The organism is Ruegeria atlantica (assembly GCF_947495585.1).
GTDB classification, from domain to species: Bacteria; Pseudomonadota; Alphaproteobacteria; order Rhodobacterales; family Rhodobacteraceae; genus Ruegeria; species Ruegeria atlantica_G.
Window position 1 is genome coordinate 1 of the sequence record NZ_CANLZK010000027.1, and the last position, 22,241, is coordinate 22,241.

Below are 22,241 nucleotides of genomic sequence, written 5' to 3' on the forward strand. Positions count from 1 at the left end.
CTCGTCAGGCTCATAACCTGAAGGTCGTAGGTTCAAATCCTACTCCCGCAACCATTACAGTCGAACGCAGTGTCAGAATCAATGATCACCTCATCGGCGGGCTTTGCTATTGTGTCAGACGCTAAGGCCAGAATGCCGGCAAGATCCCCAACAAGGCCGATCGCATACGTTTCACCATAAGCGTTGCATCTGGCCATCCAAGGCCGCCTGCCCGTCGCCCGGTACGAGCGAATCGAGGTACACAAGTGAGTGAATGTGGTCGGGCGCTCTATCCGCCACTCCGGTGACAACCATCGCGCCATAGCTATGACCGCACAAAACAATGTCAGAGAGTTCCTCGCACGTGATTACCCCTAGGACATCCTCAATATGCATGGCCAGATCGGTTTCGTCACTCACGAGGTGAGCACGTTCACCCAACCCTGTCAGTGTAGGGGTAAAAACGACGTGGCCGTCCCTGCGTAGAAACGCGGTTACGCGAGCCCAGTAACATCCCACTTGCTACGCTCCATGGACCAATACAAATGGCGCCATAACCCGCCCAACTCCGCCGATACTGTAATGACATTAGGTTTAACAGGGCCGCCTCGTCCACAGTATCGTTTGGACTGGATCCGAAGCTACCTATTCATCAAAATAAGCGTTGTGGGTCGTGTAAATTGCCTGAATCGTTGGAGTCAAACGCTCAAGGTGCGTACGGAGGACTTGATCAGCTGCCTTTGCATCACTGTCAAATAGATTCTTTAGAAGAGATTGGTGATCCACATACAAATCACTCATTGTTTTTTTGCTTGTCAGTGCCAGCATACAAAGGCGATCAACCTGCGCCTTGTTTTCGGCGATAATTTCAAACGCAAACTCTTGTTTGGCCGAGGCACAAAGTAATTTGTGAAACTGGTAGTCCAGCTCATGAAACCCGCTGACATCTTCCGCTGAAATTGCTTCCGCCTGTTTGCGAAGGTTAGCTTTCAGAGCCGCGTCTACCGATTTGTCGCGATCTAACGCGGCAGCGCGGATAACTTCCAGTTCGACCGCAGCACGCACGAAGCGTGCGTTCGCGATAAGCTGTCGTGAAAACGGTCGAACCACTGTTGCACGCTGGGGCCGTACCAATAGGAGATTGAGGTTGGCTAGCCGTGTGAAAGCCTCTCGCACAGGTTGACGGGAGAGCCCGAATGACTTTGCTACGTCCGTTTCGGATATCTTTGTCCCGGGGAGCAATTCCAACCGGGTGATTTGTCCAAACAGTTCGTCAAAGACGACATCGCTACTCGTCGTGCGCTCAAGGGTTCCCAATGCTGCCATTTTTTCTTTCCAAACCTCTGTTTGAAGGCATTGTGGCAGATCAAAGAGGAAATTGATAGATCATAGTTGGATACTAGGCGACAATCATTCCGCTGTTGTTAAATAGAAAATCTAAATGTTTTGGGAAAACCGCTAATTTAAATGTTGACTAGTATCCTAGTTTTCGTGTTGTGTGCCATGAGCGAGAGCGGAGCAATCGTGCTAGCCGGGAGGAAATCAGACCATCCAGATTTGGGTGAGTGCTGATCTGGCATAGCCATTTGCAAGGTTTCGAATGCGATCACCAGTCATAGACGACTGGGCAAAATAAGATTTGAACCTGATCTGGGAGGATAGAATGTTCAATTTCTCAATGAAAACGTTGGCTGTAACAGCCGTATTACTTGGCGGAGCTTCGGTTGCGCAGGCTGATGTCACGCTTCGTGGCGCAAGCATGTTTGATGAAGAGCATGCCTTCACTAAAACTCTGCGGGAATTCGAACGACTGGTCGCTGAGAAATACGATGGCGAAGTTGATTTCGACCTGCGTCTGAACGGCGAGCTTGGCGTCGAATCCGACTACGTGACCTACCTTAACCAGGGTGTCGCGGTGGACTACACCATTCTGGCCCCTTCCAACATGGCCGTGTTTTCAGAGTCCATTCCTTTGATGGATATGCCTTTCCTGTTCCGTGATCTAGAACATTGGGATGCGGTGCTTTCGTCGGATGCACTGAAACCTCTTGAGGATGATCTGCGCGAAGCCGCGGGCATTGTGATTGTGGGTTATCACGGCGGCGGTGTTCGGAATCTGGCCTCTGCCGAGCCCATCACAAACATGGATGAACTTGCAGGACACCGCATGCGGGTCATGGGGGCGCCGATTCAGGCGCAGACATTCTCGGCCGTTGGTGCGGCACCATCTGCCATCGCCTACAACGAAGTCTATAACGCAATCCAAACAGGCGTAATCGCCGGGTTCGAAAATGAAGCCGCCTCAATCCAGAACCTGAAGTTCTACGAAGTCGCGCCACATGTTTCATTGACACAGCACACGATCACCGTGCGCCCAATTGTGATGTCAACAAAAATCTTCGATGAACTGCCAGCGGACCTGCAAGCTGCCATTATGGAAGCTGGCGCTGAGGCCGGTGCATTTGGTCGCGCGCTAGAGAGCGGTCAGGACGGTGAAAAACTTCAGGCGATGATCGACGCAGGTCAGATCGAAGTGCACGAGTTCGAGGGCCGCGAGAAAATGCTGGAATTGGTTCAGCCGGTCCAAGACGCCTATGCTGAAGAGCTGGGCGCGACAGAGCTGCTTAATAACGTTCGCGGAATGTAATCTCCCGGCTGACGGGCGGGTGAGTCATCAAGCTCGCCTGTTGGCACAATTTTTGGTGCGCTTGGCGCATTACATCGCGGAGTAGGGCGGAACATGCTTGGAAAATATCTGGATAAGTTCTGCGCTGGGCTTCGCATATTGCTTGGTGTGATGATGGGCACACTAGCCATCCCGGTCGCGATGCAAGTTGTTTCTCGCTACACCGGTTTGATACCAACTTACCTTTGGACTGAAGAGCTGGCGACGTTCCTGTTCGTCTGGATCGTGATGATCGGGTCGATTGTTGCTGTCTGGGACGGCACGCATTTCGACGTTCGGATCACCCGGAATGCGATGAGACCGCTGCCACGTTTGATTCAAGACGGCATTGTACATGTAGCCATCATGATTTTTGGGGCTTTCTTCCTGTTTTACGGCATCGAATACACCGAATTTGGGGGCAACCAGCGGTCCGTAATGATGCGCGCCAATCTCGCGATTACGCACATCTCGGTCCCGATTGCCGGAGGATTTTGGTTTCTCTTGTCAGGCTACCGGTTGTCCGAAGCTGTCGCGAAATATCTTAACCGAGAGAGCAACCAGGCATGATCCTCGATACTGCAACTGCCGCCACGATGCTTATTGCGGGCTTTCTGGTGCTGATTTTCATCCGTGTCCCAGTGGCATTCGCATTGGGTTTGGCGACCCTTCCGGTTGTGTTGCTTGAGCTGCGGCTGACGCCGTTCATCGTGCTGGATCGGATGTTTCAATCATATAACTCGTTCATCCTGTTGGCCGTGCCATTCTTTCTACTGGCAGCCAACCTGATGAATTCCGGCAAGGTAACCGACCGGCTGATCGAACTGGCCCGTGTGCTGACCGGTTGGATGCCCGGCGGATTGGGCCATGTGAATGTCGCTGTGTCGATGCTGTTTGCAGGTATCTCCGGATCTTCCACTGCAGATGCGGCGGGTATCGGAAAAATCCTAATCCCTGCCATGCAGAAAGAAGGATATGATACACGGTTTGCCGTTGCCATTACCGCTTGCTCTTCGGTGATGGGGGTCATCATCCCACCGTCGATCCTGATGATCGTCTGGGGTGGCGTCATGCAGGTCTCTGTCGGTGCGTTATTTTTGGGCGGAGCGATTCCGGGTCTGATGATTGGCCTCGCCTTGATGGCCACGGTCTATGGCTTCGCAAAAGCCCGCAACTACCCAGTGACGGCGACGCCGAATTGGGGTGAGTTCTGGGCCGCTTGGAAAGGTGCCGCACTGGCTCTTTTGACGCCGGTTTTTGTGATTGGCGGTATCGTGGGCGGCATCGTCACACCAACTGAAAGTGCAATCATCGCGGCGGGTTATGCGCTGATCCTGGGCATGTTTGTCTATCGGACGGTCACACCCAAAGACTTGGGCTTCATCCTCTACGATACGGCACGCTTTGCAGCCATTTCACTGTTTGCGATCGGCACTGCGTCGGCATTCGGCTGGCTACTGTCCTTCTACGATGCGCCGCGCCTGATTGTGAGTGTTTTGACCGCATGGGAATTCGGAGCTTTTGGAACAGCTATTTTGATTGCCCTGCTGTTTCTGCTCTTTGGCCTGTTTATCGATGCAATTCCGACAATCATCATTCTTGGCACGGTTCTGATGCCTGTGGCCCAAGCGGGTGGGGTTGATCCAATCGCTTTCGCCATCATTGGTATCGTCTCGCTTGCCTTTGGGCTTGTGACGCCACCTTACGGCTTGTGTTTGCTTATCTCTGCAGCGATTGGCGGCCTAAACGTTGTGCAAGTCCTGCGAGAGGTTGTGCTCATCCTTGCCCCAATGCTGGTCATCCTCATTCTGTTGGCAGCATTCCCCGAAATCATTCTGTGGCTCCCAAAGACAGTTATGCCGGGGGCATTCCGTTAGTGGCGTCTCCAGTTGCGCTCTGAGCGTATTCCGAAGGCAGCCAAACTAGACCCATGACAAAAGCGAAGCTCGCGCTTTGCAATAGAAAGGATCGACATGAAACTTGCAGGTAAAACCGCCATCGTGACCGGAGGAGGCCGCGACATTGGCCGCGCCGTTGCGATCAAACTCGCCTCTGAAGGCGCAAATGTTGCGATCAACTATTTTGCCAGCTCGAATGGCGCGGAAGAAACCGTCGCTGCAATCGAAGGCAAAGGCGGTAAAGCGATTGCCTTGCAGGGCGACCTGAACAAAAAGGCGGATGTTGACGCGCTGGTATTCCGCACTGTCGAAGCTTTTGGCGGCGTTGACATTCTGGTTAACAACGCTGGCGGTCTGATTGCCCGCAAAACCATTGCGGAAATGTCTGTTGAGCATTGGGATGCCGTGATGACCCTGAATCTGACCAGCACATTCCTGATGACGCAGGCTTGCCTGTCCAGGATGACGTCAGGAACCATTGTCAATCTCGCCAGTCAGGCCGGGCGTGATGGCGGTGGGCCGGGCGCCGTCGCTTATGCAACGGCCAAGGGCGCGGTTATGACCATGACACGAGGCTTGGCAAAGGAAGTTGGCCCGGACATTCGAGTAAATGCGCTTTGCCCCGGCATGATAGACACCGATTTTCACAACATTCACACGCCTGATGCAGGTCGCCGCGGCTTTGAAGCCAACGCGCCGCTTAAGCGTCAAGGTCATGTGGATGATGCAGCGAATCTCGTTCTATTCCTGGCCTGCGAGGACAGTGCTTTCATCACGGGCGCAAATATTGATCTCAACGGTGGTATGCTGTTTTCATAGTAGAAAAGGAGAGACCCGGTGTCCCATTTCCCGATCGTCTCGACCGGCGAAAACGTCACGCGGCAGGTCCTATCTGACCATTCGGACCTCATGGTTGTCGCCTTCCGGTTTCAGGCGACCGGGGCGATTGGTGCCCTGCACAGCCATCCGCATGTTCAGGCAACCTATGTCGAGAGCGGACGATTTCGTTTCACTCTTGGTGAACGCGAACAAGAGTTTGGCCCCGGTGACAGCTTTGTCATTCCGTCTGGCCAAACCCATGGCTGCATATGTCTGGAGCCCGGTACACTGGTCGACAGTTTCACACCCCGTCGCGACGATTTTCTGTAACTGACATGCGTTTCTTGGCAATCGGGGAGTGCATGGCAGAACTTGCCCCATCAGATCAGATCGGTGAGTTCAAGCTTGGTTTTGCAGGCGATACCTTCAACACAGCATGGTATCTTGCACAAGTCGCATCAGAAATCGACGTCAGCTATCTGACCGCTGTCGGGGACGATGCGATTTCGCAGGACATGCGAACGTTCATGAAAGACAGTCAGATTTGCGACACGCACGTCCAAGTCATCGCAGGCAAAACAGTTGGGCTATATCTCATCCATCTCAACAATGGTGAGCGCAGTTTTTCATATTGGCGCAACGACTCCGCAGCCAGACAACTCGCAGTCGACGAGATTGCACTTGGGCGGGCAGTTGGCGACGCAGACTTAATCTACTTGTCTGGAATAACCCTCGCCATTCTCGATCCACAATCACGCGAAAAGCTGCTTGATGCATTGCGTCATGCCAGAGCGTACGGAATGACCGTTGCCTTTGATACGAACCTGAGACCGCGGCTTTGGTCGACGCCGCAGGAAATGACAGGCACGATTATGATGGCTGCGGCACAATCTGATCTCGTTCTGCCATCTTACGATGATGAAGCCGAGTGGTTCGGGGATCGCGATTCAATTGCAACGCTGAACCGATATGCTGAGGTTGGTGTGGATCAGATTGTCGTCAAGAACAGCGCACAGCCAGTGGTCTTTCAGAAAGATGGTCAACGCGGTGAGGTTGACGTTGATCCAGTGACAGGTGTTGTCGATACCACCGCGGCAGGGGACAGTTTCAATGCTGGCGTATTGGCAAGCGTTTTAAGGCATGATGATTTAACTGCCGGAATACGGCAAGGATGTCGCCTTGCAAGCCATGTCGTCCGCCACAAAGGCGCGCTCATTCCAGTCGATGTGAATCTCGGGAAAGATGAGTGGTGATGGTGACCCCGTTCGATCAAGGAGCAAGACCATGAAACAAACCTGGCGGTGGTTTGGCCCTTCCGACGCTATTTCGATTGGCGAAATCAGGCAAACCGGCGCAACCGGCATCGTCTCAGCCTTGCACCATGTTCCAACAGGAGAGGTTTGGTCCGTCGATCACATCAAAGAGCGGCAGCAACAGATTGAACAACCCGGAGGCGTTCCATCTGGGTTGACTTGGGATGTCGTTGAAAGCGTGCCGGTATCTGAGGCAATTAAATCTCAAACTGGCCCAGTGAGGCAACACATTGAGGCCTACAAGACGAGTCTGCGAAATTTGGCAGAATGCGGTATTCAAACGGTCTGCTACAACTTCATGCCAGTGCTTGATTGGACGCGAACAGACCTGAGCTACCCGTTGCCGCATGGCGGGAATGCGATGCGGTTTGACCTTGTTGATTTTGCTGTATTCGATTGTTTTATCCTATGCAGGAAGGGCGCAGAGCGAGACTATTCAGCCGAGATCATAGAAGCTGCTCAAGCTAGGTTTGTTGACCTCGGCGATGGTGATCGCCGGAACCTGTCGAACAATATTGTCGCTGGTTTGCCGGGCGCAAACGACAATTGGTCTCTTGAGGACGTGAAACGACACCTAGGCGCATATGTTGGCATGACAACGGAAATGCTCCGGTCCAATCTGGTTGATTTCTTGTCCGAAGTCGTTCCAACGGCTGAAGACCTTGGCATCCGGCTATGTTGCCATCCCGATGATCCGCCTTTTCCCTTGCTTGGGCTGCCAAGAGTCATGTCGTCGCAAAGCGATTACGCCGCCGTTCTGGATGCTGTCGACAGCCCGGCCAATGGGGCGACGCTATGTACAGGCTCATTGGGCGTTGATACAGAATTTGACCCCGTATCATTCATTGCTCAGCTTGGTCATCGAATCCACTTTGTACATCTTCGAAATACAGTGCGTGAGGGTCCAAGCGACAGCAATCGCCACAGTTTTTCCGAGTCCGAACATCTGGCAGGAGACACCGATATGGTTACAACAATCCGCACGTTGTTGGCCGAGGAACAACGGCGCCGAAATCAGGGTCGATCAGATTATGAAATTCCCATGCGTCCGGATCACGGGCACGCCTTGCTGAGCGATCTCACTCGTCCGTCACAGGCCGGTTACCCATTAATAGGCAGGATGAGAGGTCTCGCTGAACTGCGCGGTGTTATGCATGGCTGCAATTAGATGCGTATCTGTGTTCAACGCCGTTATTCGCTGTTTACTTGTTTTCATCTTCCCACGCGGACAGAAAAGACCGTTTGCCTGATTTGATGGAAAGCCTTTGAGTCGCAGATGACAAGACCTGTGCGCTCATGAAAGACCCAATGGATCAAAATCAAATTCTGAGCTGTCGTCGAACGGCAAAACTATTCGCCGCCCGACATTCCCTTTGATCATGAAATTCATAAAGCTCGGGCTTCTCGGGAATTGTTCTCGGAGAACTGTGGGCGTTCGCAAAGCGATACCAACGCAAGGTTGTCTTCGCAGCTCACCGCAGTTACTTCAGATAGGTATTAAACCAATCAATGGTTCGGTCCCAAGCCAGGTTAGCCATCTCCTCATCATATCGTGGCGTGCTGTCATTGTGGAAGCCGTGGTTGGCATTTTCGTAGATATAGGCCTCATAAATCTTATCGTTGGCTTTTAGAGCAGCCTCAAAATCTGGCCAGCCCGCGTTAATGCGTTCGTCAAGCTCTCCCATCTGAACAAGCAACGGCGCCTGAATTTTGGCCACATCCTCGGCGGCTGGCTGGCGCCCGTAGAATGGGACACCAGCGGCCAGTTCGGGATAGGCCACGGCAATTGCGCTGACCACACCGCCGCCGTAGCAGAATCCAACAGCGCCGACCTTTCCAGTGCAATCATCTCGGTTCAATAAGTATTCGAACCCATTGAAGAAATCGTTCATCAACTCGACCCGGTCCACTGTCTTTTGCAGCTCGCGCCCATCGGCGTCGTTGCCTGGGTATCCGCCCACCGACGTCAGGCCGTCTGGAGCCAGAGCCATGAACCCGGCTTTCGCCAATCGGCGCGCCACATCTTCGATGTAGGGATTCAAGCCGCGATTTTCGTGGATGACCAGCACTGCTGGCAGGGGCTCTTCAACGCCGGCAGGCCGGACAAGGTAGCCCCGAACGTCGCCGGTTCCATTTGGTGAAGGATAGGTGATGTAGTCTGCATGGATATCAGGATCGTTGAAGGATACCTGCTCGGCCAATGCATAATTCGGGCTGAGCATGTTCAGCAGCGCGACCGCAGATAAACTACCAACCGCGAACTTACCGGCGCGGTCCAGGAACTGGCGCTTGGTGATTTTGCCGTGCGCGTAAAAGTCGTACAGGTCCAGAAGTTCCTGGTCGAAGTCCTTTGCCGTCATGCGAGTCATTGTAAGTCTCCTTATGAGATGGCCGTTCGCAAGGTGGGGTTGTCAGATCATAGGGTCGTGGTTGGTTTGAGTTTTTTAGCGGGCTGCTAGGACACTCCCATTGGCGGTTCTTTTTGCGCGTACTGTTCGCGCAGCACGTTCTTTTGGACCTTTCCCATTGTATTGCGCGGCAGGTCCGGGACGATTTCGTAGCGACGCGGATGTTTGAAGCGAGACAGCTTGTCTCTGATGGTCACCGCGATCTGTTCCATTTCAAGTTGCGCGCTAGGCTCGGCAACCAGAGTGGCAATGATAGCTTCGCCAAATTCGGTGTCGGGAATCCCGAAGACCGCCGACTCAAGGACACCTTCGATGTCGTTCAGGACGTCTTCAATTTCTTTGGGATAGACGTTGTAACCACCAGTGATGATCAGGTCTTTTGACCGTCCTACAATCGACAGATAGCCATCCTGGCTGTACTGGCCCAGATCGCCGGTGATGAAGAACCCGTTTTCCCGTAGCTCTTTGGCGGTTTTCCCGGGCATCTGCCAATAGCCTTTGAACACATTGGGCCCTCGTACTTCGATCATTCCAACCTCGCCCCGGGGCAGCGGTTCTCCAGATTCAGGATAGGTGACGATGACCTCGGTGCCAGGTAGCGCCATGCCGACAGTTCCTGCGCGGCGTTCACCTTTATATGGGTTTGAGGTGTTCATGTTCGTCTCGGTCATCCCATAGCGTTCGAGAATCCGATGGCCCGTGCGCGTTTCGAACGCCAAATGGGTTTCGGCCAGCAATGGGGCTGAACCGGAAATGAATAGACGCATGTTCTTTGTGGTTTCTTTGGTGAAACCGTCATCCGCCAGCAATCTGGTGTAGAAAGTGGGGACACCCATCAGAAGGGTCGAGTGGGGCAACTCTTCCAAGATCATATCAATGTCGAATTTTTCCATAAGTCGAACTTTGGCACCGGCGAGTAATGACGTATTCATCGCCACGAAAAGCCCATGTGTGTGAAAGACCGGCAGCGCGTGAAGCAGGCGATCGGCGCTTGTGATGGCCCACAAATCCACAAGAGCTTGTGCATTGGACAACAGGTTTCGCTGGCTCAGCATCGCACCCTTCGAACGGCCCGTAGTGCCTGATGTATATAGCAAAGCCGCAAGGTCGTCCGGTGCGCGATCCACGGTTTCGAATACGCAGGGTTGTGCGTCGGCCTCAAGGCTTAGGCTTGGAGTATCGCCGCCGAGGGTCAGCAGCTTTGCGCCAGATTGGGCTGCCAATTTTGCGATTTCAGCTTCATCGTTGCTGTCGCAAATGATCATCGCCGGTTGAGCATCAGAGATGAAATAGTCCAACTCTGCCATGGTATAGGCAGTGTTAAGTGGCAGGTAGACAGCACCTGCCTGAACCGAAGCAGCATAGAGCGCAATCGTATCAGCCAGCTTGGGGGCCTGCACAACGATGCGATCCCCAGGAGAAACTCCGCTGTTCTGCAAAACATGCGCGATCTGCGCGGCGCGCTTTAGAAACGCGTCATAGGAAACTACCCTGCCATCATCGAGCTGCAGGATTGGAGCTTTGTTGTCCTCGTGGCGGGCAAACAAGCTGTCGTAGAGGGTGTTGGTCACGCTGTATTTTCCCTTGGGTTGATCGCAAGCGCCGCAGTTGAAGCCGCACGAACTGAACGCGAGGCTTGGATTGTGGCATGTGTCGCGAATTCTTCGTGGTGACGTTCTGTTTTGTTCAAGTCGTAAAGGTAGTTGACCATCGCGCCTCCGGATTGGGCGCGCCCGTTTGGCGATAGATCTGCGTCGGCGTGCAGTTCATGAAGCTCAGCACCATTGCCCAGATGAAAGCGGGCCACGGGATCCAGCGGCATCCCATCTTCACGCTTCGCAAGCAACAAATACCGGGCGGCCATCGCGCGCACGTCCTGCGCCGAGGCCGTCGCTGCCAGTACGGCCTCGGCGGTATGACCGTGCTCTGGATGTTCTGTTTCGCCGGCCAGCCAACGGCTAAGCCCTGGTATAGGCGATAAGGTCACAAAAGTGTCGAGACCTCTAAGCTCTCGCGAAAGTTCGGTCACAACCTGTTTGATCAACAGGTTCCCAAAACTGATTCCTGCTAAACCCTTTTGGCAGTTTGAAATGGAGTAGAACGCCGCGACTTTTGCCTGCTCGGCTTCAATCGGTTCTCGAGCTTCAGACAAAAGCGTATCGATCGCGCCCGGGATTTCAGTTGTAAGGGCCACCTCGACAAAAATCAGCGGCTCATCGGGCATTGAAGGGTGGAAGAACGCAAAACAACGACGGTCAGGTGGGTAGAGCCTGCGCCTCAAGTCGTCCAGATCGTTGATCTGGTGAACCGCCTCATATGCGACGATCTTGTCCAGAACGCGGGCAGGCGTATCCCAGCTGATTTGCTTGAGAACAAGAAAGCCTCGATTGAACCAGCTTCGCAACAAATGGACAAAATCAATATCGGTTCGCTTGAGTTCGGCGTCAGATTTGAGAAATCGCAGCAGATCAAAGCGCATAGCCACAAGTTCTTGCGTCGCACCAGACGGCTGGTTCAGCCGACGCAATAACTCTTGCCGCCTGGGTTCTGCGGATTCACTAAGCTTTTGATATAGATCGACACTTCGATCATTGGCATAGAGGCGCGCCGTGTCAGCGAGTTTTTCTGCGTCTAACTCAAGCTGGTCATTCAAGTAGACAAAAAAGTCCAGTTTTCCCGCGTCATCCAGGATCTGGTAGCGATCAAGTATGGTGGACGCGAGCGTGAAGCCCGATACCTCACCTTCTGTGGACAAAAGCGCCTGGCAAAGTTCAGCAATGGATCGTTTGTCATCCTTGCCACGTCTTTTGTCAGGACGGTCCAATAATTGGTTTAATAGATCGCCCAGAAACCAATTCCGTTGCATTTCAGGTATCCATCTGGCTGCTCAGGTACTCACCCGTTCGACGGTAGTGATCGATCAAGTGCTTAGTCGCGCTGTCTGCGTCATGAGCTAACGCGGCGTCCAGAATCTGCTGATGTTCGGCGGCGATATCCCGTTTTTTGTAGCTCGACCCGCCGGCTGCCAGATAGCGGTAGCGAATGTTCAGGTCGTAGAGCTGCGAACAATATCGCAGTAGCAATGGCAGTTTCGAATTGTCCAACAACGCCATGTGAAACGCTTTATGAGCGTCTTCAAAGTCGTGTGCCCCATTTTGGCTGGCCTTTTTCATATGGTGGTGACGCAAAACAAGTCGATCTTCCCATGCGGCATCCGCGTTGGCGATGGAGGCGCGCAACGCGGTTTCCTCGAGGTTGCATCGCAACAGAAGAATTTCCTCGAAGTTACACTTGCTCACTGGCGCAGCCCTAAACCCGCGCTGGTCAATCCGTTCGACCAACATGTCTGAGGTCAAAAGGCTAAGAGCCTCGCGAACTGGACTTGCGCCAGTGTTTAGAAGGCCGCGGAGCTGCTCGATCTTGAGCTTTTGTCCAGGCGGCAATTCGCCGGTCAGGATCATTTCGCGCAGCCTTCGATACGCGCCATGAGTGGCGGATGTCTCTTTGCCCTCGATATCAAGCATGGCGTCCATATCCGACTGTTCCTTTTTGGCGGCAAAAACTCTTGAGTGCTCTTAACTGAGGGCGCTCGTGCCAGTCGATAGACCAACTGAAAAGTTCAGCGACCCTTCGTTTATCATCCAGCGCCGAAGTACAAAGCTGCGCGCCCCGCTTTTGTGCATGGGGTCGCCCTCGGCCAGCTTCCGGGCGGATTCAAGGCTGTCGGCTCGATAGATGATCAGGCCCATTCCTTGCATATGCTCGCCGGTTTCATCCGACATGGGGCCTGCAAAAGCCAGTTGCCCCGAACGTTCCAACTGCGCCTGATACGCCAAGTGATCTGGCAGTGACGCCTTTACATTTTCGGGCGCCTTGGCTGGCGTGCTCAGCGCAACGTAAAGCTCCAAAGCAAGCGCACCGCGGCTTTTTGCTTCTGATTTGTAGTCTGCCCAAGCAACCATTTGCCGTCTCCGAAAATATCGATATTATTTGACATATTGCAAAATAGTCGGCAAAAATCAAGCGAACTGACATGGATGGTGAAAATGAAATACCTGGTGGGAGAAACCTCGGAAGGCACTGCGGTCTTTGCTGTGAACGGTGAAAACGCAGTGAATTTAACAGCTTTGGACCCTGCTGTCGGTTCCGATCTGATGGGTTTGATAGCCACGCCAGGACTGGCCGACTCACTCACTGAAAAAATTGCCACTGCAGGCAGCATACCTGTGTCCTCGATAACGCCAGCGTTGCCCGTCGCAGCGCCCGGCACGATCATTTGCATGGGGTTGAACTATACGGACCACATCAAAGAAGGGGGCTACGACATCCCCGAGTATCCGACGCTGTTCATGCGCGGGAAGAACTCGATCATGGCGGCGGGGCAGCCCATGGTGCGGCCTGCCTGTTCTGAGAAGTTGGACTACGAAGCCGAGCTTATGCTGATCGTTGGAAAAAGAGGTCGGCATATCTCGGAAGAGGACGCACTGGATTATGTATTTGGCTACACCGTGTTCAACGACGGGTCGCTGCGGGACTATCAGCGCAAAACCGTTCAATGGACGCCGGGCAAAAACTTCGATGATACGGGCGCTATCGGTCCTTTCACCGTAACGCCGGACGAACTGCCCGAAGGGGCTTCCGGTCTGAAGATCGAAAGCCGCGTGGGCGATGAAATCCTACAAAGCTCGAACACGGCCAACATGATCTGGGGCGTTCGTCAGGTCATTGCGACGATTTCGGAATACACCACTCTGGAGCCCGGAGACCTGATTGCGTTGGGCACACCACCGGGGGTCGGTCACGCCAAAAAGCCCAATCCACGTTGGCTGAAGCCGGGTGAAACCGTCGAAGTCGAAATCGAAGGCATCGGAATCTGCGCCAGCCCGATCACCGACGAAAAGGACTCCAAGTCAAAGGTCGCCGCAGCATGAGCGCACCAACCGGGGCAGAGCTGGAGGCACTTCGCGCCAAGGCGCAGCAGGATCATCGCGATCTGCGCGAACGGATTCCACGTTTGTCGGATGACGCGATTGCCTTGATCCTGCGCGAATCTAGATCGCACTACGAGTGGACCGACAAGCCTGTTTCTGACGACCTACTTAAAGAGATCTATGACATCACGATCAACGGCGCGACCAGCATGAACACGTTGCCCGCGCGCTTTATTTTCGTGAAAAGCACTGAAGGCAAAGAACGGCTTGCCAAGTCGCTAAAGCCGAAAAACGTGCCAAAGATGATGGATGCACCGGTCACGGCGATCATTGCCTACGATTTGGACTTTTGGAAGGAACTGCCGTTTCTTTTTCCACACGAAGACCGTCGGCCCTTGTTTGAAAACAAACCCGAATACGTAGCGGACACGGCCTACCGAAACGGCACTCTGCAGGGCGCGTACTTCATGATTGCGGCCCGGGCTGTCGGGTTGGACGTTGGCGCCATGTCAGGCTTTTCGAACAAGATCGTCGACGAGGAGTTCTTCGCGGGCACGACGCTCAAGTCCAATTTTCTTTGCAATCTGGGCTACGCTGACGAGACCGGATTGTTCCAGAAGCTTCCACGTTTTCCATTTGAAAAGGTTTGCTCGTATGCATGAGGAGGTAACCCCGTGGCCATGAAAGTAAAACCTGTCGTGACTTACCGAACGACAGCTCAATGCCCGACACATGCGCGTACCGAGATCCCAATTCGCGATCTTGATGTGGTTGTCGATGAACCGGTCGAACGCGGCGGAACAAATCTAGGTCCGTCTCCGACCGAAACCGCAATGGCAGCCTTGATCGCCTGTACGAATGTCATCGGGCACAAGAATGCGCACAGGTTGGGAATTGATCTTGGCGCGGTGACAATCGACGCGAAATGCAGGTTGGATCGGCGCGGTGTTCTGATGGAGGAGGAGATCGATGTTCCGTTTCCGGAAATCGAACTCACCGTGAAATGTGACACGCCCGCCAGTCAGGAGGAACTGACACGGGTGGGCGAAGAGACAGCCAAGTATTGCGCCATCGCAAAACTATTTGAAGCGGCAGGCACGGACCTGACCGTCAACTGGGTCAAAACAAACCAATAAAGACAAAAGGCCCGACTTTCTGGGAGGAGAGAAATGAAAATCTGGACCAAACGCAGCCTTATCGGAGCTGCTCTGGCAAGCGTCATGGCGCTGCCCGCCGCAGCAGAGGAAACTATTTCTGCCGTTGTCATCGATGGCTACCCAGACCGGGCATTATGGGTGAAGGAGTTCACCAACTTCTTCATTCCGGAGGTGGACAAACGACTGGCCGACGCCGGCAACTACAAGATGAACTGGCAGGAGAACTATGGCGGTTCAATCGTAAAGCCGAAAGGCGTTCTGGAAGGGATCCAGCTGGGCCTTGGTGACATTGGTATCGTGACAACGATCTTCCATTCCTCGAAGCTGCCCAGCCAAGGTATTTCGGGATCGACACCCTTTGTGGCATCGGATTCCCGTGCCGTGGCCAAGGCTGTAGATGAAATCGCGCGCGAATACCCGGCGATGCAGAACGAGTTTGCCGCACAGAACCAGGTCTATCTGGCCACGGGTGTTGTTCTGGACACGTATCAGATTTTCTGCACGGAACCGGTTGCTTCGGTTACGGACCTTGAGGGTCGCAAGATTGCAGGTGCCGGCCTCAACTTACGGTATCTCGAAGGCATCAAGGATGCGGCAGGTGTGCGCGGTGGTCTGACCGATTTCTACAACATGCTTCAGACGGGCTTGGTTGATTGTGGAATGCTGTGGCCCGAAGCGGCGAAGACGTTCAAGATCGCTGAAGTTGCCCCGTATATGCTCAAGGCCGATCTGGGTGCTGTGAACTCAAAAACCATCACGGTTAATGCAGACTATTGGGCAAGCCTGCCGGACGAAGTCAAAGACGTGTTGACGGCGGTTGCCATCGATTACCGTGACCATGTCGCCGGTATCGCGATGGACAGGGCTGCTGCTTCGCGGGATGCTTACGTTGAGGCCGGTGGAACGATCGTTGAGGTTTCGGACGAAGACCGCGCTGCCTGGGCAAACGCCATGCCGAATGTCGCGCAAGAGTGGGCCGCGACGCTGAATGACAACGGCGAACAAGGCACAGAAATGCTGGCCGCTTACCTTGGCAAGCTTCAAGACGCCGGTTTCACCGGAGTGCGTGACTGGACGGCCGAATAACCGTCCGGCGATCCACGAAAGGGGCCTTTCATGCTGAATACCGCAGTTGCTGGCCTGTCGCGGGTCGCCAATTCACTTGCAATCGCCGCCAACGCTTTGGGTACGCTCGTCGTCCTGGCGTTGGTGGTTGTTCTGAATGTCGACGTTATTGCACGTGGTCTGTTTTCAGCCCCATTGCGTGGCACTTATGAGATGGTGCAGTTTTCGGTCGTAATGATCGTTTTTCTGCAGTTGGCAGACGTGGTCAGAGTTGACCGGCTGACACGTTCGGACGGGTTCCTGAACCTCCTACACCATCGTCGCCCCGGTCTGACTGCTAACCTGAGGCGCATCATCAATGCCATATCGGCGATCTTCATGGCATTGATCGCCTATGTGACATTCCCTGAATTCCTACACATGTGGCAGACACAGGACTACTTTGGAGTGCCCGGTCTTTTCACATTGCCATGGTGGCCGGTCAAACTGGTCATCGCGTGCGGTACTGCGCTTGCCTGCGTGATCTTCCTGCTCAAGGTCGTCACGGCGCAGGACCGTCCGCAACTTATTCGCACCCCTGAACATGACGAGGCCGCAGAATGACGCCGATTGAGATTGGCCTGATCTCGGTCGTTGCCATTGTTTTCCTGATTTACGCGGGCGTCTACATTCCCATCGCCTTGGGCGTCGTCTCATTCGTGTCGATCTGGTTAATGCGGGACAACTTCACGCTAGCGCTTAACCTGCTGAAAGTGGCGGTCGGCGACAGCGCGATGGAATATAGCTTCGCGACTATCCCGTTGTTTACCTTCATGGGGCTCATCGTTTCAAAGGCTGGGTTAGGCAGGGACATCTACGAAGTCATGACCATGCGGTTTCGCAAGGTCAAAGGCGGCATTGGAATGGCCACAGTCGGAGCCAACGCCGTCTTTGCCGCTGTGACCGGGTCGTCCATTGCATCCGCATCGGTGTTCACCAAAGTTTCGGTGCCGCAGATGATGGCGCAGGAGTACAACCCACGCTTTGCTGTTGGCGTGGTGGCCGGGTCCTCGGTTCTGGGTATGATCATCCCGCCTTCCGCGATGCTGATCATTTATTCCTTTGTTGCTGAGCAATCCGTAGGGGACATGTTCCTTGCCGGGATCATTCCCGGGATCATGTTGGCGATCGCCTATGTTGGCGCGATCTGGGCCATGGGCCGATTCACACCGGCGTTCGTCGGTGGCCGCATCGTGGCAGATACCGAATGGATGTCCGGGCGCGAGATTGCGTCCAAAACCCTGCCGACATTGTGCATCATCACTATCGTTCTTGGGGGGATCTACACCGGCTGGCTTACTGCGGTCGAGGCAGGAGCAGCCGGTGCCTTCGTGGCTTTGATCATCGCTGTCCTGCGCAGGTCCATGTCCCCAAAAGCGTTTTGGGACGCGTTGCTGGAAACCGGTCATATCACAGCGGCGATCCTGTTTCTGATCACTGCGGCTTCGATCTACAGCCGCATGCTGGGACTGGCCGGGCTGCCCAATCAGTTGCAGGACTTGCTTGCAGGGAATTCCGCCTCCTTCTGGTCGATTATGCTGCTGTACGTCCTTTTGATGCTGTTTTTGGGAACACTGCTGGATACGGCTTCGATCATCCTGATCGTTGTCCCGCTGTTCCTGCCTATGGCCGAAGCGCTGGATATGTCGCTGATCTGGTTTGGTATCATCACCGTGGTCGGCGCCGAAATCGGGCTTTTGACTCCGCCTTTAGGCATATCATGCTTTGTTATCAAATCGACGATCAACGACGACCGCATCTCGCTGAAAGACGTGTTTATGGGCGCGCTGCCCTTCGCCTTTGTGATGCTAATCGTTCTGTTCATTCTGATCGAGTTCCCGATCCTCAGCCTTGCCCTGATTTAAGGAGGCCAAGATGCGCTCTGTCACCAAAGACAATATCACCGACGTGTTCATGGGATACCTGTCCAAGGACACTGATCCGCGGATGCGTGAAATCATGGGGTCTCTGGTCAAGCACCTCCACGATTTCGCCCGTGAAACCAACCTGACGCATGACGAATGGCGCACGGGAATTGCATTTCTGGAGGGGTGCGCCGCTGTGGAAACCGAAGATAGGCATGAGTTTGTCTTGGCCTCGGACGTGTTGGGACTGTCATCGCTGGTGGATATGCTCCATTCAACTCCAGATGCCACAAGCTCGTCTGTTCTTGGGCCTTTTCACGTTTCTGGCGCACCGCCACTGCCATTCGGTGGTGATATGAAGCGTCACTACGGTGGGCCGGTTCTGCTGGCCGAGGGCGTTATCAGGGATGCCGACGGTAATCCCATTGGCGGTGCAGAGCTCGACATCTGGCAAACGGCGCCAAATGGAATGTATGCAAGCCAGGATGAAGAACAGGACACCTTTTCTTTTCATGGCCTGATGACCACTGGTGAGGACGGTAAGTATGCATTCACGACCGTCAAGCCGGTCGAATACACCGTGCCGTCAGACGGGCCTGTCGGGGACATCCTGCGCGCCTGCGGTCGCCATCCTTGGCGACCGTCGCACCTGCACTATATCGTTAAGGCACCCGGGCACCGATCCTTAGTTACCGAGATTTTCCCCGACGACGATCCTTACTTGGATCAGGATACAGTGTTTGGTGTTCGGGATGACCTGGTGATGACATATGTTGAAAGGCCGGCTTCAGAATTTCCCGAAGGCATGGAACTTTCTGGCAAGATTACTGAACCTTTCTTGCACGTAAAGTTCGATGTGAAGCTTGCCAGAGTCTGAATGCTATTGAGGGTGGTGCGGTGCTGAAACATACCTTAATTTTAGGTGCAACGCTTCTTTGCGGTACGGCCTTTGCAGAAGAGCGACCGATCTTCGATGCGCATATTCATTACAGCCATGATGCCGTCAAACTGGTGCCTCCCGAACAAGTTGCCAAAATCCTTCGGGACGCAGGCGTGCGCAAAGCACTGGTTTCCAGCTCGGATGACAACGGTACCCAATTGCTGTTGGCCGCAGCGCCGGACATCGTTGTTCCGGCCCTTCGCCCTTACCGTCGCCGCGGTGAGATCAACACCTGGATGCACGATGAAACCGTAATCGGCTATCTGGAAGCAAATCTGGCGAAAAACGAATACAAAGCCATCGGTGAATTTCACGCTTATGGTGATGATATCAAAACGCCGGTCATCCAGCATATGATCGCACTGGCAAGAGAACGGAACCTAATTCTGCACCACCATGGCGATCGAGAGGCGGTTGATCTGATTTTTGAGACCTGGCCCGAGGCTCGGGTATTGTGGGCCCACTCTGGCTTTGACGACCCGGCCGGTGTAACTGATGCCTTGGACACCTATCCGAGGCTTTGGGCCGATCTAGCGTTTCGCTCTGATATGGTCTCGCGGGGCCATGTCGACCCAGATTGGAAGGCGGCGTTCGAAGCGCACCCGGATCGGTTTATGGTTGGTACGGATACATTCGCTCCGGAACGTTGGTATTACGTAGGCCCTCATGCTGATTTTTCTCGTGAATGGCTGGATTTGCTTCCGGACCAGATCGCAGACAACATCGCATATGCAAACGCAGAACGTTTACTGGCATCAGAATGATCCGCTGGGTTGTCTGGTTTTTATTTTCATCAAGCGCGGCCGTCGCTTGTGAAACGGCAGGGCAACGCATGAGTTCGGAAACTCAAAACGCGCCTAAGGTGTATGTGGCAGTCGGCGAATTTCCATTGGCCCAACCGTTTTTTATTCTTGTGACAGTCTGTGATGATATTGCCGTGAGTGAGATGCACGTCGATGCAATTATGCCTGCTCACCAACACGGGCTAAACTACGTTCCCAAAATCACTGCATTAGGCGATGGGGTGTTCCGTGCAGATAGCATGCTGTTTCACATGCCGGGGCTGTGGGAACTGCGAGTTGACGCCAACTTTGGCGGGCGATCGATATCCTACACTTCCGATGTCGTGCTAAAATGAAGGTTCTGGTGACGGCGGCGTTTGTAGTCCTAGCGGGGACCGTTCGTGCCGAAGTCCTGTTGTCTGATGACGAAATTCAGCAAACGCTGTCCTTCGGACCATGGCCAATTTCGTTTCAGTCGGACCCAAGCAACAGGTTTTCAAACGATACAAGAGCAACTGCGCTAGGAGCAGCCTTATTCAACGATCCGGTATTGTCAGTCGACGGCGCATTTTCTTGCGCAAGTTGTCATGACCCTGAACAGGCATTTACCACGTCCGACGCGCGGGCGCTCGGTCGCGTCCTGTTAGATCGAAACACACCATCCCTGCGGAACCTTGCCGGCCTCCGCTGGTATGGATGGGGCGGTAAGAGCGATAGCCTGTGGGCAGCCAGCTTGCATCCGATCATCGAAGAACAAGAGATGGCGCACAGTAAAGAAAGCCTAAAGACAGCTATCTCGGAAAGTATCTACATTAATGATTTTGAAACCATATTTGGCGACATCCAGATTCAAGATCCAGAGCTTGTGCTGGTGAACGCTGCCAAAACGCTATCCGCTTACTTGGAAACATTGGCAACCGGCCGGACGCAATTTGACGATTTTCGCGAAGCATTAGAGAACCAAGATTTAGCAGCCGCTGCGAACTATCCCGAAGCTGCCCAGCGAGGTCTTCAGCTGTTCATAGGGCGTGGAAAATGTGTGTTGTGCCACAATGGTCCGAGATTTTCCAACAATGAGTTCCATGACGCAGGCGTTCCCTATTTTCTGAGCGAAACCGAGGTCGACGACGGGCGGTTCGGTGGATTGAACTTTTTGCTTTCAAACGCTTACACATTGGACGGCAACTGGAGCGACGATCCGGAAAAGCAAGGTGCATGGGTGGTTCGCAGTGTCCGCAGGAGCCACTCAGATTTTGGGAACTTTCGTACGCCAAGCCTACGGGGCGTGGCCGAAACCGCGCCTTACATGCATGACGGCAGCCTGATCGACTTGGATGCGGTGATCAGGCACTATAGCGAAATTGATACGGAAAGGTTGCACGCCGACGGTGAAGCCATACTCTCGGAGTTAAATTTGTCGGAGCAGGAGGTTGCAAACCTAGTTGCATTTTTGGAGTCACTGTCCAAGGCACCTTGATACATCGCTTGTGTTAACCGCTTAGGAACGGGCTACTCTAGTTGCAGCTTTGGTGGCCATTGCAGACCTCGGAATCTGCGATTTTTCTCCCCAAGATAATCTAACCTGTAGGTTTTGCCGATCATCGTGAACGCTTGAGCCACCTGGGTATTCGGCCTGGGTCAGGAATGCTTGACGTTTGGGTCAGAATTGAGTTACGTAATTCGCTGATCTATTGAAATTTCATTCGTAGATGGAGTCAATGATGTGTGACGTTCCTAATTTCTTTTTAGGCGACACATAGTTCCGCTACCAGCGACAGAACCTTTCCATTTCGTCTCATCCTTCATACATGCTGATTTCATTGATCCTGACTTCCCTTTGAGTAAATCAAAGTTGATTTGCAGATAAGACGCCGAAGGCGCTTGTTCCTGCTGATCTGCCACGTGGCGAACGCGGATGACGGCAACGGTTGCCAAACATAGAAGAACTCTCAGACATCGTTGCCGCGCATTACACAAACTGTCATGTGCTTAAATTCGAGGCACTAAGAGAAAAGATTCGTGAACTGGTTCGACATGCAATTTGGGGCGCTTCTCATCCAGACATTTCAATTCAAGTTGCCTTATTGGAGCGTCTCAAAAGGCGGGCTTTTGACCGACCTACCAATGTTTGTGAACTACGCCGGGAAATTTGGACACTTACGTAAGCTGTTTTTTGTTCTCTGCTGATCTTCAATAGAAAGGAGATCGGAAAAGTCGAAACGGAAGCAGCATCACCCAGATTTCAAGGCCATAGTCGCGTTGGAAGCGCTGAAGGGCGAGCAGACGGTCCGCGAATTGGCCAGTAGGTTAGGTGTTCATCCAACGATGATCCATCAATTGAAATGGGCGCTGCTTGAAGGTGCTTCGGGTGTATTCGAGT

General features: G+C 53.6%; 24 protein-coding genes. 17 read left to right on the plus strand and 7 right to left on the minus strand.

Annotation, left to right across the window (positions count from 1 at the left end; all coding sequences use genetic code 11):
- Positions 1–171: 171 nt before the first annotated feature.
- Positions 172–498, minus strand: a complete 327-nt coding sequence (locus QMP16_RS22875; RefSeq protein ID WP_282154286.1) for an alpha/beta fold hydrolase — start codon at positions 496–498, stop codon at positions 172–174.
- 126 nt (positions 499–624) lie between these two features.
- Positions 625–1,305, minus strand: a complete 681-nt coding sequence (locus tag QMP16_RS22880) for a GntR family transcriptional regulator (RefSeq protein WP_282154287.1) — start codon at positions 1,303–1,305, stop codon at positions 625–627.
- Positions 1,306–1,642: 337 nt separating this feature from the next.
- On the opposite strand from QMP16_RS22880, the gene QMP16_RS22885 reads away from it, so the two are divergent.
- The 7 genes from QMP16_RS22885 to uxuA all read left to right on the plus strand — a co-directional run bounded on the left by QMP16_RS22885 (position 1,643) and on the right by uxuA (position 7,842).
- Positions 1,643–2,626, plus strand: a complete 984-nt coding sequence (locus QMP16_RS22885) for a TRAP transporter substrate-binding protein (protein ID WP_282154288.1) — start codon at positions 1,643–1,645, stop codon at positions 2,624–2,626.
- Between the two features lie 93 nt (positions 2,627–2,719).
- Entirely contained in the window at positions 2,720–3,214 is a 495-nt protein-coding gene (locus QMP16_RS22890) for a TRAP transporter small permease (protein WP_282154289.1), read from the plus strand.
- Complete coding sequence (locus QMP16_RS22895) at positions 3,211–4,521, plus strand: TRAP transporter large permease (protein ID WP_282154290.1); 1,311 nt, start codon at positions 3,211–3,213, stop codon at positions 4,519–4,521. Before QMP16_RS22890 ends, QMP16_RS22895 begins: the two co-directional genes overlap by 4 nt.
- Positions 4,522–4,617: 96 nt before the next feature.
- Entirely contained in the window at positions 4,618–5,361 is a 744-nt protein-coding gene (locus tag QMP16_RS22900) for an SDR family NAD(P)-dependent oxidoreductase (protein ID WP_109312690.1), read from the plus strand.
- An 18-nt stretch (positions 5,362–5,379) separates the two neighbouring features.
- Positions 5,380–5,691 carry a cupin domain-containing protein gene (locus QMP16_RS22905; protein WP_085823187.1) on the plus strand — a complete coding sequence of 104 codons (312 nt, stop codon included), beginning with the start codon at positions 5,380–5,382 and terminating at the stop codon, positions 5,689–5,691.
- Positions 5,692–5,696: 5 nt separating this feature from the next.
- On the plus strand, positions 5,697–6,614 hold the full coding sequence (locus QMP16_RS22910) for a sugar kinase (protein ID WP_282154291.1): 918 nt from the start codon (positions 5,697–5,699) through the stop codon (positions 6,612–6,614).
- Between the two features lie 31 nt (positions 6,615–6,645).
- Positions 6,646–7,842 (plus strand): mannonate dehydratase, encoded by a 1,197-nt coding sequence (gene uxuA, locus QMP16_RS22915; protein ID WP_282154292.1) that lies wholly within the window; start codon positions 6,646–6,648, stop codon positions 7,840–7,842.
- Between the two features lie 313 nt (positions 7,843–8,155).
- Here the strand turns inward: uxuA and yghX are convergent, their stop codons facing one another.
- The 5 genes from yghX to QMP16_RS22940 form a co-directional block, all read right to left on the minus strand.
- Positions 8,156–9,043 carry a YghX family hydrolase gene (gene yghX, locus QMP16_RS22920; protein WP_282154293.1) on the minus strand — a complete coding sequence of 296 codons (888 nt, stop codon included), beginning with the start codon at positions 9,041–9,043 and terminating at the stop codon, positions 8,156–8,158.
- An 86-nt stretch (positions 9,044–9,129) separates the two neighbouring features.
- A complete protein-coding gene (locus QMP16_RS22925; RefSeq protein ID WP_282154294.1) occupies positions 9,130–10,653 on the minus strand; it encodes a malonate--CoA ligase in 1,524 nt (507 codons plus the stop codon).
- Positions 10,650–11,948, minus strand: a complete 1,299-nt coding sequence (locus QMP16_RS22930) for a malonyl-CoA decarboxylase (protein WP_282154295.1) — start codon at positions 11,946–11,948, stop codon at positions 10,650–10,652. Before QMP16_RS22930 ends, QMP16_RS22925 begins: the two co-directional genes overlap by 4 nt.
- Before the next feature lies 1 nt (position 11,949).
- The gene (locus QMP16_RS22935) at positions 11,950–12,606 is read right to left on the minus strand and encodes a GntR family transcriptional regulator (protein ID WP_282154296.1); all 657 of its coding nucleotides are present in this window, start codon (positions 12,604–12,606) and stop codon (positions 11,950–11,952) included.
- 51 nt (positions 12,607–12,657) lie between these two features.
- Positions 12,658–13,044, minus strand: a complete 387-nt coding sequence (locus QMP16_RS22940; protein ID WP_282154297.1) for a YciI family protein — start codon at positions 13,042–13,044, stop codon at positions 12,658–12,660.
- A gap of 84 nt (positions 13,045–13,128) precedes the next feature.
- On the opposite strand from QMP16_RS22940, the gene QMP16_RS22945 reads away from it, so the two are divergent.
- From QMP16_RS22945 to QMP16_RS22990, 10 genes are read left to right on the plus strand one after another with little or no spacing between them, the layout of a single operon-like run.
- Positions 13,129–14,013 (plus strand): fumarylacetoacetate hydrolase family protein, encoded by an 885-nt coding sequence (locus QMP16_RS22945; protein WP_282154298.1) that lies wholly within the window; start codon positions 13,129–13,131, stop codon positions 14,011–14,013.
- On the plus strand, positions 14,010–14,675 hold the full coding sequence (locus tag QMP16_RS22950; protein ID WP_282154299.1) for a malonic semialdehyde reductase: 666 nt from the start codon (positions 14,010–14,012) through the stop codon (positions 14,673–14,675). The genes QMP16_RS22945 and QMP16_RS22950 overlap by 4 nt, the downstream gene beginning before the upstream one ends.
- Positions 14,676–14,693: 18 nt before the next feature.
- Complete coding sequence (locus QMP16_RS22955) at positions 14,694–15,149, plus strand: OsmC family protein (protein WP_282154307.1); 456 nt, start codon at positions 14,694–14,696, stop codon at positions 15,147–15,149.
- Between the two features lie 33 nt (positions 15,150–15,182).
- Positions 15,183–16,256 carry a C4-dicarboxylate TRAP transporter substrate-binding protein gene (locus QMP16_RS22960; protein ID WP_282154300.1) on the plus strand — a complete coding sequence of 358 codons (1,074 nt, stop codon included), beginning with the start codon at positions 15,183–15,185 and terminating at the stop codon, positions 16,254–16,256.
- 30 nt (positions 16,257–16,286) lie between these two features.
- On the plus strand, positions 16,287–16,838 hold the full coding sequence (locus QMP16_RS22965; protein ID WP_282154301.1) for a TRAP transporter small permease: 552 nt from the start codon (positions 16,287–16,289) through the stop codon (positions 16,836–16,838).
- Complete coding sequence (locus tag QMP16_RS22970; protein ID WP_282154302.1) at positions 16,835–18,139, plus strand: TRAP transporter large permease; 1,305 nt, start codon at positions 16,835–16,837, stop codon at positions 18,137–18,139. Before QMP16_RS22965 ends, QMP16_RS22970 begins: the two co-directional genes overlap by 4 nt.
- 10 nt (positions 18,140–18,149) lie before the next feature.
- Positions 18,150–19,016 (plus strand): dioxygenase, encoded by an 867-nt coding sequence (locus QMP16_RS22975; protein ID WP_282154303.1) that lies wholly within the window; start codon positions 18,150–18,152, stop codon positions 19,014–19,016.
- A gap of 20 nt (positions 19,017–19,036) precedes the next feature.
- Positions 19,037–19,843, plus strand: coding sequence for an amidohydrolase family protein (locus tag QMP16_RS22980; protein ID WP_282154304.1), 807 nt, complete (start codon positions 19,037–19,039; stop codon positions 19,841–19,843).
- Entirely contained in the window at positions 19,840–20,217 is a 378-nt protein-coding gene (locus QMP16_RS22985; RefSeq protein ID WP_282154305.1) for a hypothetical protein, read from the plus strand. The genes QMP16_RS22980 and QMP16_RS22985 overlap by 4 nt, the downstream gene beginning before the upstream one ends.
- Complete coding sequence (locus QMP16_RS22990; RefSeq protein WP_282154306.1) at positions 20,214–21,338, plus strand: cytochrome-c peroxidase; 1,125 nt, start codon at positions 20,214–20,216, stop codon at positions 21,336–21,338. Before QMP16_RS22985 ends, QMP16_RS22990 begins: the two co-directional genes overlap by 4 nt.
- The last annotated feature ends 903 nt before the right edge of the window (positions 21,339–22,241 follow it).